The organism is Flavobacterium sp. WC2416 (assembly GCF_041200095.1).
Taxonomy (GTDB): Bacteria; Bacteroidota; Bacteroidia; order Flavobacteriales; family Flavobacteriaceae; genus Flavobacterium.
The window spans coordinates 3,337,501-3,354,593 of record NZ_CP165626.1 but is presented as its reverse complement, the minus strand read 5'-3'; the positions used below and the strand labels follow the sequence as shown (position 1 = coordinate 3,354,593).

Here is a 17,093-nt window from a genome sequence, read left to right as displayed (position 1 = left end):
TTCATAAAATAAAATGGATAAATATTAAGTCATAATCCGTATTATACTGGAAATTTTATATTAACCGTAAATCCTCTGCTTGATTTAGAATTGTAATCTATAGTTCCCTCTATGTCTTCAATACGTTTTTCAATATTTTCAAGACCATTTTTCTTATTGATCTTTTGATCTTTAACTCCAATTCCATTATCAGAGTAGTTAAGATCAATCGTATTGTTGTTTAACTTGAAAGAAATGACAACCAAATTGCAATTACTGTGCTTTTTCATGTTAACTAATAGCTCTTGTAGTACTCGATAGACTGTTATTTTTTTTGTGTTTTCAATTGATATCCAATTGATGCTGTCCAAACCACTAAGTAATACATTGGCAATATCAGTGTTGAAATCAGTAATCATTTCTTTTAGAGTTGGTATAAAATTTATTCCAGTGTCGATATAACTGTTTTCTTTCGAAATATTGCGCGTTCTTAAATAGATTGTATCTAGGTTATGGAGTAATGTTTCTTTGTTGTTTTCTGTTGAAAGATCTTGTGTTTCAGCAAATGTTATCATTTGGTATAAATCATTAGCAAGTTCATCATGTAGTTTTTTTGCAATTTTGATTTCGGTTGTGTAAGCTGCTTGGATTTTTTCTCTTCTATTTTTCGATTTTAAATAAAAATAGATTAATCCAGTTAAAATTAATATCATTAAAATTACAAAATAGAGTGCCTGAGTTTTACTCTTCTGCACCTGTAATTTTAAAATATCATTAACTTTTTGTTCTTTGAGTTTTAGGTTTTCGTCTTTTTCTTTCTTTGAATCGTATTTTATTTTTGCAAAATTATTCTTTGCCTTTTGTCTTACTTTTGTTATGCTATCATTAATTTTTAGATAAAGTAGTGAGTTTTGTTTAGATTTTTCTGAGTTATTGTAAGTCATTAATGTTGCTAAACTATTTAAGCGATCATCTACACTATTTAATTTTGTAGCTTTTTCATATGTTAGACGTGCAAAATAAATTACTAAATATCGATTACTTTTTTTATAATACTCTGTAAAATGGGTATAGCTGCCAATCAGACCCCAATCATCTTTATTTTGTTCTCTTATTCTTGTCGATTGATTTAAGTAATTAAACGCTTTTGGATTGCCAACTTTGAAATAGCAATAACCTAGATTATCAAGGATTCTTGAATATGTTTCGCTATTATTTAGAACTTCTTTTTTTAAGATTAAGGGGGAGAGAATTTGTATTGCTTTGTGGAAATCTTCCTGTTCCATGTAGGTTAAAGCTATATTGTTTTGAATTGCATTTTTTAGAAGTTGATTTGTTTTTAAATCTAATGCTTTATTGAAGTAATAAAGTGCACTAGTATAATCAGCGGTGTAATTGTAGTTGTTACCCAATATGGTATAAATATTCCATTTACAGTTAGTTTTTGTAGAGTATTTTAAATAGGCCAACGCACCAATTACTGTGGTTTCACTTCCAGAATAATCTCCTTGATTTTGCTGGATAGTCGCCATGTTTGATAATGAATAAATGATTTTCGGTATATCTTTTTTTACATCGCAAACTAAATGTGCTTTATTAAAATAGAAGTAGGAACTGTCATATATTCCTTTTTTAAAATAATTATCTCCAAGATTAATTAATCGATTAATTTCAGCTTTCCTACTTTTATTATCTAATTTTTTCTGTGTTTTTTGCTCGCAAGATTGAAGAACTACTAGTAGCACTAATAAAATGAGGTATATTGAAAAACACGATTTTTTTAATATCATCTGACGAAAATAGAGAATTAATTTGATTATTTAAAAACTTTGAAGTCCAATTTGAATATTATTTTTGAGTCAATTAGAAGCCCTTTTAAACACAAAAAACCCCAATCTTTCGATTGAGGTTTCTATATAAGTAAGTAGTCTTAAATTGAGTTGATAAAACGTTTATTTTACTTTATTAAGTATTGCTTTGAAAGCTTCTGGGTGGTTCATAGCCAAATCTGCAAGAACTTTACGGTTCAATTCGATATTGTTCTTTTTCACTTTACCCATGAATTGAGAATAAGACATTCCTTCCAATCTAGCTCCAGCGTTAATACGTTGAATCCATAATGCACGGAAATTTCTTTTATTCACTTTTCTGTCACGGTAAGCGTAGCACATTGCTTTCTCTACCGCATTCTTAGCAACTGTCCAAACGTTTTTACGTCTACCAAAGAAACCTTTGGCTTGCTTCATTATTTTTTTTCTTCTTGCTCTTTTAGCAACTGAATTTACCGATCTTGGCATAATTTTTATGTGTTTTTGTAGCAGGCGGCTTGAATTGAATCAAAAGCACTTAATGGCCATACTCCAAGGTTATTTTAAATTGTTTTAACCTAAAGAATTTCTTTAGTCTAATGTTTTAAAAGTCAAACGTAAAAAGCCAGTAGACTTTAAAACTTTAAGACTTTCTAACTTTCGACTTATTAGATGATTCTTAATTGTTGTTTGATGCTTTTCATATCTGTTTTGTGAACTAACGCTGAATGTGTCAAAGCTAATTTACGTTTTTTAGATTTTTTAGTCAAGATGTGACTTTTAAAAGCATGCTTTCTTTTAATCTTTCCAGAACCAGTAACTTTAAAACGTTTCTTGGCGCTAGATTTGGTTTTCATTTTAGGCATTTTTTCCTAGTGTTTTAATTTATTCTTACTTACTTATCTTCTAGTCTTAAAGACGAAAGTCTTAAAGTCATAAAGTAAAGACTTTAGACATTAGAACTTTCGACTTTCGACTTATTTATTTTTTCTTCTTTGGAGCAATGAACATAATCATTCTCTTTCCTTCTAGAACTGGCATAGCTTCTACTTTACCATATTCTTCTAAATCTGTTGCTAATCTTAATAATAAGATTTGACCTTGATCTTTATAGATAATTGAACGTCCTTTAAAGAATACAAAAGCTTTTAACTTAGCACCTTCTTTTAAGAACTTTTCAGCATTCTTTCTCTTAAATTCATAGTCATGCTCATCTGTTTGAGGACCAAAACGAATCTCTTTCACAGTTACCTGTGTTGATTTTGCTTTTAAGATTTTATCACGTTTCTTTTGCTCGTAAACAAATTTCTTGTAATCCATAATCTTACATACTGGCGGCTCAGCATTTGGTGAAATTTCAACTAAATCTAGTTCAAATTGATCCGCTAAACGTAAAGCTTCAGAAAGTTTAAAAACTCCTGGCTCTATATTTTCACCTACAAGACGTACTTCTTGTATACCACGAATGTTGTTGTTGATTCTGTGGGCATCCTTTTTTTCTACGCGAGGTTGGTAACCTCTGTTGCTTCTTATTGCTATGACTTTATAATTTAAGTTAAACTGTAAATACTTTTAATGTTTTTTTAATCTCTTCATCTACAATAGCAGCAAATTCTTCTATTGTAATGGTAATATTCCCTTTTCCCTCCTGTCCATGACGACGGATGGATATAGTTCCGTTTTTCTCTTCTTCTTCACCTACAATCAACATGAATGGGATCTTCTGCATTTCAGCATCTCTAATTTTCTTCCCAATCGTCTCGTTTCGGTTGTCAATGAGGGCGCGAATTTCGTGATTTTCTAGCAAATCTAAAACTTTTTTGGCATATATTTCATATTTCTCACTCAAAGACAATATAATAGCCTGTTCAGGCATTAACCAGAGTGGGAAATTTCCTGCAGTATGTTCTAGTAAGATGGCTATAAAGCGCTCCATAGATCCAAACGGTGCTCTATGAATCATTACGGGTCTATGTAATTCATTGTCAGATCCTTTGTATGTCAAGTCAAAACGTTCAGGAAGGTTATAATCTACCTGAATAGTTCCTAATTGCCATTGTCTGCCAAGAGCATCCTTCACCATGAAATCCAGCTTTGGACCATAGAAAGCAGCTTCGCCATATTCTACTACAGTGGTCAAGCCTTTATCTGCTGCAGCATTGATAATTGCATTTTCTGCTTTCTCCCAGTTTTCATCAGTTCCTATGTATTTTTCTCTATTCTCTTTGTCTCTTAAAGATATCTGGGCAGTAAAGTTTTCGAATCCTAATGAACCAAATACATAAAGTACTAAGTCAATTACTTTTTTAAACTCTTCGTCAAGCTGTTCTGGAGTACAAAAAATATGAGCATCATCCTGAGTAAAACCACGCACACGGGTTAAACCATGCAACTCTCCACTTTGCTCATATCTGTAAACAGTACCAAATTCAGCATAACGCTTTGGTAAATCTTTGTAGGACCATGGTCTCACATTGTAGATCTCACAGTGATGAGGGCAGTTCATTGGTTTCAATAAAAACTCTTCTCCTTCGTGAGGAGTACTTATTGGTTGAAAACTATCTGCTCCGTACTTAGCATAATGTCCAGATGTAACATACAATTCTTTCTGTCCAATATGCGGTGTAACCACTTGTTCATAACCTGCTTTCTTTTGTGCTTTCTTCAAGAATTGCTCTAAACGCTCTCTCAATGCAGCTCCTTTAGGTAGCCATAACGGTAAACCTTGTCCTACTTTTGCTGAGAAAGCAAATAATTCTAATTCCTTACCTAATTTTCTATGGTCACGTCTTTTTGCTTCTTCAAGTAATAATAGGTACTCTGTTAAATCTTTTTGTTTTGGGAATGATGTTCCGTAAACACGAGTTAACTGTTTGTTCTTTTCATCACCACGCCAGTATGCACCAGCAACGCTCATGATTTTCATTGCCTTGATTATTCCAGTATTTGGAATATGTCCACCACGGCATAAGTCTGTAAAGGTATCATGATCACAAAACGTAATTGTTCCGTCCTCAAGATTTGTAATCATTTCTGTTTTGTAAACATTGTCTTTGTATAATTCCAAAGCTTCTGCTTTAGTTACAGGACGCAATTTAAATTCATGTTTTCCTCTTGAAATTTCAAGAACACGGTCTTCAATTTTCTTAAAATCTGCTTCTGTGATTTTTTGCTCTTCAAAATCTACATCATAATAAAACCCATTAGCAATTGCAGGTCCAAGAGTTAATTTAATACCAGGGTACATTTCCTCAAGAACTTGTGCCATCACGTGTGAAGTCGAATGCCAAAAAGCTTTCTTTCCTCCTTCGTCATTCCATGTATATAATATAAGGCTACCGTCCGTCGTCAAAGGAGTTGTGGTTTCAATAGTTGTACCATTAAAAGAAGCCGAAATTACATTTCTAGCAAATCCTTCGCTAATGCTTTTAGCAACATCCATAGGAGTTACGTCTTGCGCATACTCTCTAACTGACCCATCGGGCAAAGTAATCTTAATCATTGTTTATTAATTTAAGAATGCAAATATAAACATTACAAAAATACATACAATATATATATAAGGTTTGTTCCATATAATATAGGTGTAATACTAAAATGGGGTGTTTTGTACTGTTGATCCCTTATGCATATAAAGTAAGGGAGGGTTTTTAGGAGCTATTTCCTGCTATTCGCTACAATCTACCTCGCCGTACAACGGCTCAGTAGGATTTCCGCTGCTATCAGGGCTAGGGCAAGGTGCTCTCTATAAATTTTCGATTTCAAAAACTGTTTTTGTTACCTATATATAAGGATAGGCTGTCTACTAGATATTGTAGCTCAAGGTGCAGCGTTATACCTCTAGTTGATAAAGGTCTTTTAATTATATAAAGTGCTAGTGTAGTACCTGTTTCTCATCATATAAGTCATATAAGATATTTACGAAAAGCTTATATGTTTATAAACCGCAAAGCGTAAAACCAAAAAGCGCCACAATAAGCATCCGTAGAGTCTCCTTTTCCTTCGGAGAGGGCCAGGTAGAGGACAATTTCTTCCAGCTTCTATGATCTTCTATTACTTATATGGTTCAAACTCTAACAATCCGAATCAAAACCCACGATCAACAAGGATTAAAACAAAACTTATATGACTTATATGTTAGGGAAAAAAGCACGGCAACCGTGCAAACATTACAAACCCTAAAAGATTTGTCCAACAATTTTAAAAAACCGCAAACCAACCCCATGTTCAAGTTCTACATTTCCAATGTGTTAAAAATAAATCGCAAATAAAGCAAAGAAAAGCGGTTAAAAAGTATTGAATAACGATTTAAAGAGTCTACTTTTGCACCCGCAACAACGCAGACGTTATTTTAAATACTGGCAAGCAAACGAAACAAGGCAGAAAATTTAATTTCAAAAAAAGTTTCAAAAAAGCTTGTGAGATTTAAAAGTGATAGTTACTTTTGCACCCCGCTAAACGCTCAACGTTCCTTGACAAGCTGATAAGAGAAGAGAAGAAAAAGAAAGATTTATTTTTCTAAAAAACTTCAAATTTTTCTTGCCAGATAAAAAGAGAAGTTGTACTTTTGCACCCGCTTCGAGAAACACGTTAAGTGTTGCTACGAGTGGAAAACAAGATAAGACACGTTCCTAGACATATTGAATTGACAGCCGTTTTTGAGAGAGATTTCAAAGACAAAAGAATAAGAGTAATAGAATCGAGAGATTTGAAAAAACCACTAGACCTTCAGTCAAAAATAAATAGAGAATCATTTATGGTTCTCGCATAATACACGATGAAGAGTTTGATCCTGGCTCAGGATGAACGCTAGCGGCAGGCTTAACACATGCAAGTCGAGGGGTATAGTTCTTCGGAATTAGAGACCGGCGCACGGGTGCGTAACGCGTATGCAATCTACCTTTCACAGAGGGATAGCCCAGAGAAATTTGGATTAATACCTCATAGTATAATTGAATGGCATCATTTAATTATTAAAGATTTATCGGTGAAAGATGAGCATGCGTCCCATTAGCTAGTTGGTATGGTAACGGCATACCAAGGCTACGATGGGTAGGGGTCCTGAGAGGGAGATCCCCCACACTGGTACTGAGACACGGACCAGACTCCTACGGGAGGCAGCAGTGAGGAATATTGGACAATGGGCGCAAGCCTGATCCAGCCATGCCGCGTGCAGGATGACGGTCCTATGGATTGTAAACTGCTTTTATACGAGAAGAAACACTCCTTCGTGAAGGAGCTTGACGGTATCGTAAGAATAAGGATCGGCTAACTCCGTGCCAGCAGCCGCGGTAATACGGAGGATCCAAGCGTTATCCGGAATCATTGGGTTTAAAGGGTCCGTAGGCGGTTTAGTAAGTCAGTGGTGAAAGCCCATCGCTCAACGGTGGAACGGCCATTGATACTGCTAGACTTGAATTATTAGGAAGTAACTAGAATATGTAGTGTAGCGGTGAAATGCTTAGAGATTACATGGAATACCAATTGCGAAGGCAGGTTACTACTAATATATTGACGCTGATGGACGAAAGCGTGGGTAGCGAACAGGATTAGATACCCTGGTAGTCCACGCCGTAAACGATGGATACTAGCTGTTGGGAGCAATCTCAGTGGCTAAGCGAAAGTGATAAGTATCCCACCTGGGGAGTACGAACGCAAGTTTGAAACTCAAAGGAATTGACGGGGGCCCGCACAAGCGGTGGAGCATGTGGTTTAATTCGATGATACGCGAGGAACCTTACCAAGGCTTAAATGTAGATTGACCGGTTTGGAAACAGACTTTTCGCAAGACAATTTACAAGGTGCTGCATGGTTGTCGTCAGCTCGTGCCGTGAGGTGTCAGGTTAAGTCCTATAACGAGCGCAACCCCTGTTGTTAGTTGCCAGCGAGTCATGTCGGGAACTCTAACGAGACTGCCAGTGCAAACTGTGAGGAAGGTGGGGATGACGTCAAATCATCACGGCCCTTACGCCTTGGGCTACACACGTGCTACAATGGCCGGTACAGAGAGCAGCCACTGGGCGACCAGGAGCGAATCTACAAAACCGGTCACAGTTCGGATCGGAGTCTGCAACTCGACTCCGTGAAGCTGGAATCGCTAGTAATCGGATATCAGCCATGATCCGGTGAATACGTTCCCGGGCCTTGTACACACCGCCCGTCAAGCCATGGAAGCTGGGGGTGCCTGAAGTCGGTGACCGCAAGGAGCTGCCTAGGGTAAAACTGGTAACTAGGGCTAAGTCGTAACAAGGTAGCCGTACCGGAAGGTGCGGCTGGAACACCTCCTTTCTAGAGCCTTAGTGTTAGTTGATTAATCAACACGGTAGGGAAAGAGACGAAAAGAGAAAGTGGAAACAAAGATTGAGAATTTATTACTCTTGCTGTTAGTTCAAATAATACCATTTAAGAATAAGAGTGTCTCGTAGCTCAGCTGGTTAGAGTACTACACTGATAATGTAGGGGTCGACAGTTCGAGTCTGTCCGAGACAACTATTAAACTTAAATAGATTCTGAAATAAATTCAGAATAAAAGGAAATTTTAGAAGTATGAGTATGAATTATACATTAATTCAAAATTCACCATTCATAATTTAAAATTTGAAACGGGGGATTAGCTCAGCTGGCTAGAGCGCCTGCCTTGCACGCAGGAGGTCAACGGTTCGACTCCGTTATTCTCCACAAATCAAAAGTTGATACGTTGATTTGTTAAATCGGTTAAACGATTAAACGAAAAAACGATTAAACTAGCGATAAAAGTTCATTGACATATTGAGATAAGAAAAATATAAAAAGTAGAAAGCGTTTTTTACTATTTATAGTAGAAAACAAACAAAAACGGTCTTAATTAAATTTAAGATTGGTACAATAAGCAAAATAAGGGCGTATGGGGGATGCCTTGGCTCTCAGAGGCGATGAAAGGCGTGATAAGCTGCGAAAAGCTACGGGGACGGGCACACACCGATTGATCCGTAGATACCTGAATGGGGCAACCCACTAGATTGAAGATCTAGTACACCGATAGGTGGGCAAACCCGCTGAACTGAAACATCTAAGTAGGCGGAGGAGAAGAAAACAAAAGTGATTCCGTAAGTAGTGGCGAGCGAACGCGGATTAGCCCAAACCAATGTTGTTACGGCAATGTTGGGGTTGTAGGACCACGATATTCAATGTAAAACGAACTAGAATCTACTGGAAAGTAGAACCAAAGAGGGTGATAGTCCTGTATAGGTAAGTGATATAATTGATAGTGGTATCCTGAGTAGGGCGGGACACGAGAAATCCTGTCTGAATTTGGCGGGACCATCCGCTAAGGCTAAATACTCCTGAGAGACCGATAGTGAACCAGTACCGTGAGGGAAAGGTGAAAAGAACCGTGAATAACGGAGTGAAATAGATCCTGAAACCATACGCTTACAAGCGGTCGGAGCCCCTTCGTGGGGTGACGGCGTGCCTTTTGCATAATGAGCCTACGAGTTAACGTTGCTGGCAAGGATAAGTGGTTAAGCCACGGATCCGTAGCGAAAGCGAGTCTGAATAGGGCGCTTTAGTCAGTAGTGTTAGACGCGAAACCGTGTGATCTACCCATGGACAGGTTGAAGCTGTGGTAACACATAGTGGAGGACCGAACCCGTTGACGTTGAAAAGTCTTGGGATGATCTGTGGGTAGGGGTGAAAGGCCAATCAAACTCGGAAATAGCTCGTACTCCCCGAAATGCATTTAGGTGCAGCGTTAGTTATAAAGTTATATAGAGGTAGAGCTACTGATTGGATGCGGGGGCTTCACCGCCTACCAATTCCTGACAAACTCCGAATGCTATATAATGTTCACTAACAGTGAGGGCTTGGGTGCTAAGGTCCAAGTCCGAGAGGGAAAGAACCCAGACCATCAGCTAAGGTCCCCAAATATATACTAAGTTGAAAGAACGAGGTTTGTCTGCATAGACAGCTAGGATGTTGGCTTGGAAGCAGCCATTCATTTAAAGAGTGCGTAACAGCTCACTAGTCGAGCGGACGAGCATGGATAATAATCGGGCATAAGTATATTACCGAAGCTATGGATTTACAATTTATTGTAAGTGGTAGGGGAGCATTCTCACAGGGTAGAAGGTGTATCGTAAGGTATGCTGGACCGGTGAGAAAAGAAAATGTAGGCATAAGTAACGATAATGCGGGCGAGAAACCCGCACACCGAAAGACTAAGGTTTCCACAGCTATGCTAATCAGCTGTGGGTTAGTCGGGACCTAAGGCGAACCCGAAAGGGACAGTCGATGGACAACGGGTTAATATTCCCGTACTACTGTTAACTGTGATGGGGTGACGGAGTGATGAAAGTGCCGCGAACTGACGGAATAGTTCGTTGAAGTACCTACCTATAAGACCCGCAGGCAAATCCACGGGTTTTGGGGAAATACGATAGTACTCGGCGTCTTCGGACAAAGAGATAGTGCACCTAAGGGCTTCCAAGAAAAACCTCTAAACTTCAGGTTAATAGTACCCGTACCGCAAACCGACACAGGTAGTCGAGATGAGAATTCTAAGGTGCTCGAGAGATTCATGGCTAAGGAATTAGGCAAAATAGACCCGTAACTTCGGGAGAAGGGTCGCCAGCAGCAATGCTGGCCGCAGTGAAGAGGTCCAGGCGACTGTTTATCAAAAACACAGGGCTCTGCAAAATCGTAAGATGAAGTATAGGGCCTGACACCTGCCCGGTGCTGGAAGGTTAAGTGGAGATGTTATGGGTAACCAGAAGCATTGAAATGAAGCCCCAGTAAACGGCGGCCGTAACTATAACGGTCCTAAGGTAGCGAAATTCCTTGTCGGGTAAGTTCCGACCTGCACGAATGGTGTAACGATCTGGACACTGTCTCAGCCATGAGCTCGGTGAAATTGTAGTAACGGTGAAGATGCCGTTTACCCGCAGTGGGACGAAAAGACCCTGTGCACCTTTACTATAGCTTAGTATTGACCTTGGATAAATGATGTGTAGGATAGGTTGGAGACTGTGAAGTGGCGTCGCTAGGCGTTGTGGAGTCATTGTTGAAATACAACCCTTTGTTTATCTGAGGCCTAACCCCGTTTTGCGGGGGACATTGCTTGGTGGGTAGTTTGACTGGGGTGGTCGCCTCCAAAAGAGTAACGGAGGCTTCTAAAGGTTCCCTCAGTACGCTTGGTAACCGTGCGTAGAGTGCAATGGCATAAGGGAGCTTGACTGAGAGACATACAGGTCGATCAGGTACGAAAGTAGAGCATAGTGATCCGGTGGTTCCGCATGGAAGGGCCATCGCTCAAAGGATAAAAGGTACGCCGGGGATAACAGGCTGATCTCCCCCAAGAGCTCATATCGACGGGGGGGTTTGGCACCTCGATGTCGGCTCGTCACATCCTGGGGCTGGAGAAGGTCCCAAGGGTTGGGCTGTTCGCCCATTAAAGTGGCACGCGAGCTGGGTTCAGAACGTCGTGAGACAGTTCGGTCTCTATCTACTGTGGGCGCAAGAAATTTGAGTGGATCTGATTCTAGTACGAGAGGACCGAATTGGACAAACCTCTAGTGTATCTGTTGTCACGCCAGTGGCATGGCAGAGTAGCTACGTTTGGAAGGGATAAGCGCTGAAAGCATATAAGCGCGAAACCCACCACAAGATGAGATTTCTTTTAAGGATCGTGGGAGATGACCACGTTGATAGGCTATAGATGTAAAGGCAGTAATGTCATAGTCGAGTAGTACTAATAATCCGTAAGCTTATGTACACCTTTCCAGCCTCGCAAGAGGCTGGGGAAACTTTCTAATTCCTAGATTCGTTCAGGAACTAATATTTTTTTCTTTATCTCAGTATGTTAAGATATTGTTCAATAGATTTTTATCATAAGATAAACAATCATTGAAAAATTGCCCAAAGCAATTATAACTTCTTAAGGTGGTTATTGCGGCGGGGCTCACCTCTTCCCATCCCGAACAGAGTAGTTAAGCCCGCCTGCGCAGATGGTACTGCAGTTATGTGGGAGAGTATGTCGTCGCCTTTCTTTAAAAACCCTATTCATTTATGTGAATAGGGTTTTTTTGTGCGCAAAAAAAATCGATTTTTCTTCAAGGAATGGGTATTAGAGAAGAAATAGTAATCCTAATGATTTATGTGTTTTCAGAACAATATATCTAATCCAACCGTAGTTCGGCAGATTTTGCTATGTAAATCACCTTTTTTTCTGAATATAAAAATGTACCAAAGCAGTAATTATTAGATTTTGGTATGGGTAATAGTTTTATTATTTATAGTGACGAAAGCATTTGTTATGTAATGAAGTGGTTTTTGATTGAGATTAAATAAGGGAATATCAACTTAATATATTTTAGTCTGACAATTGACTTTAGTTTAATTTATTCTCTAGTAAATAAGTCAATAGGAACATAAACGAAATTCTCACTGAATTATAACACTAAAGGTTTGGAATGTATTTTTACTGCAAACAATTTACGGGTATTTTTGAATGATTCGATGACAGTATCCGATTTTCGTGGTCAGACTAAAAAAATCAGACCTCTCAAGGGTTCGTTTAATTGTTATTGAAATTTAAATGGAACAGGAGTTGTCTAAAGTGGATTTCTTAATTTCATTTTGCATTCTTTTAAAAGAATATTTTTGGATAAGAGCTACGAGAGTATTGCTTTGTTATGTCAATGAAGCGCGGTTTGGGTAAAGATTGGAACTGATTGCTGACAATTTTAAGGACTTGCTTTGCTTTAGGGAGTTGCTACTGTCTGTTTTTGGTTTTTGATTTAGGGTTGATCAGACTTTAAAAGGGGCTTGGGCGTATCTCATATGGTCATTCTTTTTTTTAGAGAAGCTTTTATGGGATAAAATACGATTGAAAGAGCGTAGTTAGTCTGTCTTGTTAGGACGATAGAAGTGCTATTGGGAAAGGCTATATTTTGCGGAGGTAGTTCAAACTGCTTTATTAAAGCTTCTCTGTCGATAAGGGAGTATTGGATGGATAAAAAAACTTTATTTAAAATACGGGTTTTCAACAACTTAAAAACAAAGTTGCGAAAAGGTTAAAAAAAAGGCATTAAAAGTATTGAATAACGGTATAAAGGTGTTATTTTTGCACCCGCAACAACGCAGACGTTCTTTAAAATACTGGCAAGCAAACGGAATTAATTAGGAAATTTATTTTCTAAAAAAGTTTCAAAAAAGCTTGTGAGGTTTAAAAGTAATATCTACTTTTGCACCCGCTTGGAGAAATACGTTAAGTGTTGCTACGAGTGAAAAACAAGATAAGACACGTTCCTAGACATATTGAATTGACAGCCGTTTTAAGAGAGATCTTAAGACAAAAGAATAAAGAGTAATAGAATCGAGAGATTTGAAAAAACCACTAGACCTTCAGTCAAAAATAAATAGAGAATCATTTATGGTTCTTGCATAATATACGATGAAGAGTTTGATCCTGGCTCAGGATGAACGCTAGCGGCAGGCTTAACACATGCAAGTCGAGGGGTATAGTTCTTCGGAATTAGAGACCGGCGCACGGGTGCGTAACGCGTATGCAATCTACCTTTCACAGAGGGATAGCCCAGAGAAATTTGGATTAATACCTCATAGTATAATTGAGTGGCATCATTTAATTATTAAAGATTTATCGGTGAAAGATGAGCATGCGTCCCATTAGCTAGTTGGTATGGTAACGGCATACCAAGGCTACGATGGGTAGGGGTCCTGAGAGGGAGATCCCCCACACTGGTACTGAGACACGGACCAGACTCCTACGGGAGGCAGCAGTGAGGAATATTGGACAATGGGCGCAAGCCTGATCCAGCCATGCCGCGTGCAGGATGACGGTCCTATGGATTGTAAACTGCTTTTATACGAGAAGAAACAACTCTACGTGTAGAGTCTTGACGGTATCGTAAGAATAAGGATCGGCTAACTCCGTGCCAGCAGCCGCGGTAATACGGAGGATCCAAGCGTTATCCGGAATCATTGGGTTTAAAGGGTCCGTAGGCGGTTTAGTAAGTCAGTGGTGAAAGCCCATCGCTCAACGGTGGAACGGCCATTGATACTGCTAGACTTGAATTATTAGGAAGTAACTAGAATATGTAGTGTAGCGGTGAAATGCTTAGAGATTACATGGAATACCAATTGCGAAGGCAGGTTACTACTAATATATTGACGCTGATGGACGAAAGCGTGGGTAGCGAACAGGATTAGATACCCTGGTAGTCCACGCCGTAAACGATGGATACTAGCTGTTGGGAGCAATCTCAGTGGCTAAGCGAAAGTGATAAGTATCCCACCTGGGGAGTACGAACGCAAGTTTGAAACTCAAAGGAATTGACGGGGGCCCGCACAAGCGGTGGAGCATGTGGTTTAATTCGATGATACGCGAGGAACCTTACCAAGGCTTAAATGTAGATTGACCGGTTTGGAAACAGACTTTTCGCAAGACAATTTACAAGGTGCTGCATGGTTGTCGTCAGCTCGTGCCGTGAGGTGTCAGGTTAAGTCCTATAACGAGCGCAACCCCTGTTGTTAGTTGCCAGCGAGTCATGTCGGGAACTCTAACGAGACTGCCAGTGCAAACTGTGAGGAAGGTGGGGATGACGTCAAATCATCACGGCCCTTACGCCTTGGGCTACACACGTGCTACAATGGCCGGTACAGAGAGCAGCCACTGGGCGACCAGGAGCGAATCTACAAAACCGGTCACAGTTCGGATCGGAGTCTGCAACTCGACTCCGTGAAGCTGGAATCGCTAGTAATCGGATATCAGCCATGATCCGGTGAATACGTTCCCGGGCCTTGTACACACCGCCCGTCAAGCCATGGAAGCTGGGGGTGCCTGAAGTCGGTGACCGCAAGGAGCTGCCTAGGGTAAAACTGGTAACTAGGGCTAAGTCGTAACAAGGTAGCCGTACCGGAAGGTGCGGCTGGAACACCTCCTTTCTAGAGCCTTAGTGTTAGTTGATTAATCAACACGGTAGGGAAAGAGACGAAAAGAGAAAGTGGAAACAAAGATTGAGAATTTATTACTCTTGCTGTTAGTTCAAATAATACCATTTAAGAATAAGAGTGTCTCGTAGCTCAGCTGGTTAGAGTACTACACTGATAATGTAGGGGTCGACAGTTCGAGTCTGTCCGAGACAACTATTTATACTTAAATAAAAAGAAGAAATCTGGAGTTGAGAAATCATGAATCATAGATTCATAATTGATAATTCACAATTCATAAATAGATTGGGGGATTAGCTCAGCTGGCTAGAGCGCCTGCCTTGCACGCAGGAGGTCAACGGTTCGACTCCGTTATTCTCCACAAATCAAAAGTTGATACGTTGATTTGTTAAATCGGTTAAACGATTAAACGAAAAAACGATTAAACTAGCGATAAAAGTTCATTGACATATTGAGATAAGAAAAATATAAAAAGTAGAAAGCGTTTTTTACTATTTATAGTAGAAAACAAACAAAAACGGTCTTAATTAAATTTAAGATTGGTACAATAAGCAAAATAAGGGCGTATGGGGGATGCCTTGGCTCTCAGAGGCGATGAAAGGCGTGATAAGCTGCGAAAAGCTACGGGGACGGGCACACACCGATTGATCCGTAGATACCTGAATGGGGCAACCCACTAGATTGAAGATCTAGTACACCGATAGGTGGGCAAACCCGCTGAACTGAAACATCTAAGTAGGCGGAGGAGAAGAAAACAAAAGTGATTCCGTAAGTAGTGGCGAGCGAACGCGGATTAGCCCAAACCAATGTTGTTACGGCAATGTTGGGGTTGTAGGACCACGATATTCAATGTAAAACGAACTAGAATCTACTGGAAAGTAGAACCAAAGAGGGTGATAGTCCTGTATAGGTAAGTGATATAATTGATAGTGGTATCCTGAGTAGGGCGGGACACGAGAAATCCTGTCTGAATTTGGCGGGACCATCCGCTAAGGCTAAATACTCCTGAGAGACCGATAGTGAACCAGTACCGTGAGGGAAAGGTGAAAAGAACCGTGAATAACGGAGTGAAATAGATCCTGAAACCATACGCTTACAAGCGGTCGGAGCCCCTTCGTGGGGTGACGGCGTGCCTTTTGCATAATGAGCCTACGAGTTAACGTTGCTGGCAAGGATAAGTGGTTAAGCCACGGATCCGTAGCGAAAGCGAGTCTGAATAGGGCGCTTTAGTCAGTAGTGTTAGACGCGAAACCGTGTGATCTACCCATGGACAGGTTGAAGCTGTGGTAACACATAGTGGAGGACCGAACCCGTTGACGTTGAAAAGTCTTGGGATGATCTGTGGGTAGGGGTGAAAGGCCAATCAAACTCGGAAATAGCTCGTACTCCCCGAAATGCATTTAGGTGCAGCGTTAGTTATAAAGTTATATAGAGGTAGAGCTACTGATTGGATGCGGGGGCTTCACCGCCTACCAATTCCTGACAAACTCCGAATGCTATATAATGTTCACTAACAGTGAGGGCTTGGGTGCTAAGGTCCAAGTCCGAGAGGGAAAGAACCCAGACCATCAGCTAAGGTCCCCAAATATATACTAAGTTGAAAGAACGAGGTTTGTCTGCATAGACAGCTAGGATGTTGGCTTGGAAGCAGCCATTCATTTAAAGAGTGCGTAACAGCTCACTAGTCGAGCGGACGAGCATGGATAATAATCGGGCATAAGTATATTACCGAAGCTATGGATTTACAATTTATTGTAAGTGGTAGGGGAGCATTCTCACAGGGTAGAAGGTGTATCGTAAGGTATGCTGGACCGGTGAGAAAAGAAAATGTAGGCATAAGTAACGATAATGCGGGCGAGAAACCCGCACACCGAAAGACTAAGGTTTCCACAGCTATGCTAATCAGCTGTGGGTTAGTCGGGACCTAAGGCGAACCCGAAAGGGACAGTCGATGGACAACGGGTTAATATTCCCGTACTACTGTTAACTGTGATGGGGTGACGGAGTGATGAAAGTGCCGCGAACTGACGGAATAGTTCGTTGAAGTACCTACCTATAAGACCCGCAGGCAAATCCACGGGTTTTGGGGAAATACGATAGTACTCGGCGTCTTCGGACAAAGAGATAGTGCACCTAAGGGCTTCCAAGAAAAACCTCTAAACTTCAGGTTAATAGTACCCGTACCGCAAACCGACACAGGTAGTCGAGATGAGAATTCTAAGGTGCTCGAGAGATTCATGGCTAAGGAATTAGGCAAAATAGACCCGTAACTTCGGGAGAAGGGTCGCCAGCAGCAATGCTGGCCGCAGTGAAGAGGTCCAGGCGACTGTTTATCAAAAACACAGGGCTCTGCAAAATCGT

6 protein-coding genes, 4 tRNA genes and 5 rRNA genes (1 of these 15 running past the window's edge) are annotated in these 17,093 nt (G+C 40.2%); 10 read left to right on the top strand and 5 right to left on the bottom strand.

The annotated features are described in order from the left end of the window. Positions 1-41: 41 nt before the first annotated feature. From AB3G39_RS14085 to thrS, 5 genes are all read right to left on the bottom strand, one after another. The gene (locus AB3G39_RS14085; RefSeq protein ID WP_369765504.1) at positions 42-1,769 is read right to left on the bottom strand and encodes an ATP-binding protein; all 1,728 of its coding nucleotides are present in this window, start codon (positions 1,767-1,769) and stop codon (positions 42-44) included. A gap of 162 nt (positions 1,770-1,931) precedes the next feature. Then, entirely contained in the window at positions 1,932-2,276 is a 345-nt protein-coding gene (gene rplT / locus AB3G39_RS14080; RefSeq protein WP_026708677.1) for a 50S ribosomal protein L20, read from the bottom strand. A 179-nt stretch (positions 2,277-2,455) separates the two neighbouring features. After that, entirely contained in the window at positions 2,456-2,653 is a 198-nt protein-coding gene (gene rpmI, locus AB3G39_RS14075; protein WP_022827375.1) for a 50S ribosomal protein L35, read from the bottom strand. 115 nt (positions 2,654-2,768) lie between these two features. Beyond that, positions 2,769-3,326 carry a translation initiation factor IF-3 gene (gene infC, locus AB3G39_RS14070; RefSeq protein ID WP_369754072.1) on the bottom strand — a complete coding sequence of 186 codons (558 nt, stop codon included), beginning with the start codon at positions 3,324-3,326 and terminating at the stop codon, positions 2,769-2,771. A 16-nt stretch (positions 3,327-3,342) separates the two neighbouring features. Next, on the bottom strand, positions 3,343-5,289 hold the full coding sequence (thrS, locus tag AB3G39_RS14065) for a threonine--tRNA ligase (RefSeq protein ID WP_369765503.1): 1,947 nt from the start codon (positions 5,287-5,289) through the stop codon (positions 3,343-3,345). A 1,104-nt stretch (positions 5,290-6,393) separates the two neighbouring features. On the opposite strand from thrS, the gene AB3G39_RS14060 reads away from it, so the two are divergent. The 10 genes from AB3G39_RS14060 to AB3G39_RS14015 all read left to right on the top strand — a co-directional run. Next, positions 6,394-6,558: a hypothetical protein gene (locus tag AB3G39_RS14060; RefSeq protein ID WP_367768211.1), complete on the top strand. Its 165-nt coding sequence runs from the start codon at positions 6,394-6,396 to the stop codon at positions 6,556-6,558. A gap of 3 nt (positions 6,559-6,561) precedes the next feature. Further along, positions 6,562-8,075: ribosomal RNA gene (locus AB3G39_RS14055) — 16S ribosomal RNA — on the top strand. Between the two features lie 127 nt (positions 8,076-8,202). Next, a tRNA-Ile gene (locus tag AB3G39_RS14050) sits at positions 8,203-8,276 on the top strand. A 115-nt stretch (positions 8,277-8,391) separates the two neighbouring features. Next, positions 8,392-8,465 (top strand) — tRNA-Ala (locus AB3G39_RS14045). Between the two features lie 184 nt (positions 8,466-8,649). Beyond that, positions 8,650-11,535, top strand: a 23S ribosomal RNA gene (locus tag AB3G39_RS14040). Positions 11,536-11,698: 163 nt separating this feature from the next. Then, positions 11,699-11,808 (top strand): 5S ribosomal RNA (gene rrf, locus AB3G39_RS14035). 1,404 nt (positions 11,809-13,212) lie between these two features. After that, positions 13,213-14,726: ribosomal RNA gene (locus AB3G39_RS14030) — 16S ribosomal RNA — on the top strand. A gap of 127 nt (positions 14,727-14,853) precedes the next feature. Beyond that, positions 14,854-14,927, top strand: a tRNA-Ile gene (locus AB3G39_RS14025). 92 nt (positions 14,928-15,019) lie between these two features. Continuing rightward, positions 15,020-15,093 (top strand) — tRNA-Ala (locus tag AB3G39_RS14020). 184 nt (positions 15,094-15,277) lie between these two features. Then, positions 15,278-17,093 (top strand): 23S ribosomal RNA (locus AB3G39_RS14015); it runs 1,070 nt beyond the window's last position. The 16S, 23S and 5S rRNA genes sit together here with 4 tRNA genes alongside, the layout of an rRNA operon.

Coding starts and splice junctions, on each gene's coding strand:
- AB3G39_RS14085 (WP_369765504.1), bottom strand. CDS start 1,769: ATGATATTAAAAAAATCGTGTTTTTCAATATACCTCATTTTATTAGTG.
- rplT (WP_026708677.1), bottom strand. CDS start 2,276: ATGCCAAGATCGGTAAATTCAGTTGCTAAAAGAGCAAGAAGAAAAAAA.
- rpmI (WP_022827375.1), bottom strand. CDS start 2,653: ATGCCTAAAATGAAAACCAAATCTAGCGCCAAGAAACGTTTTAAAGTT.
- thrS (WP_369765503.1), bottom strand. CDS start 5,289: ATGATTAAGATTACTTTGCCCGATGGGTCAGTTAGAGAGTATGCGCAA.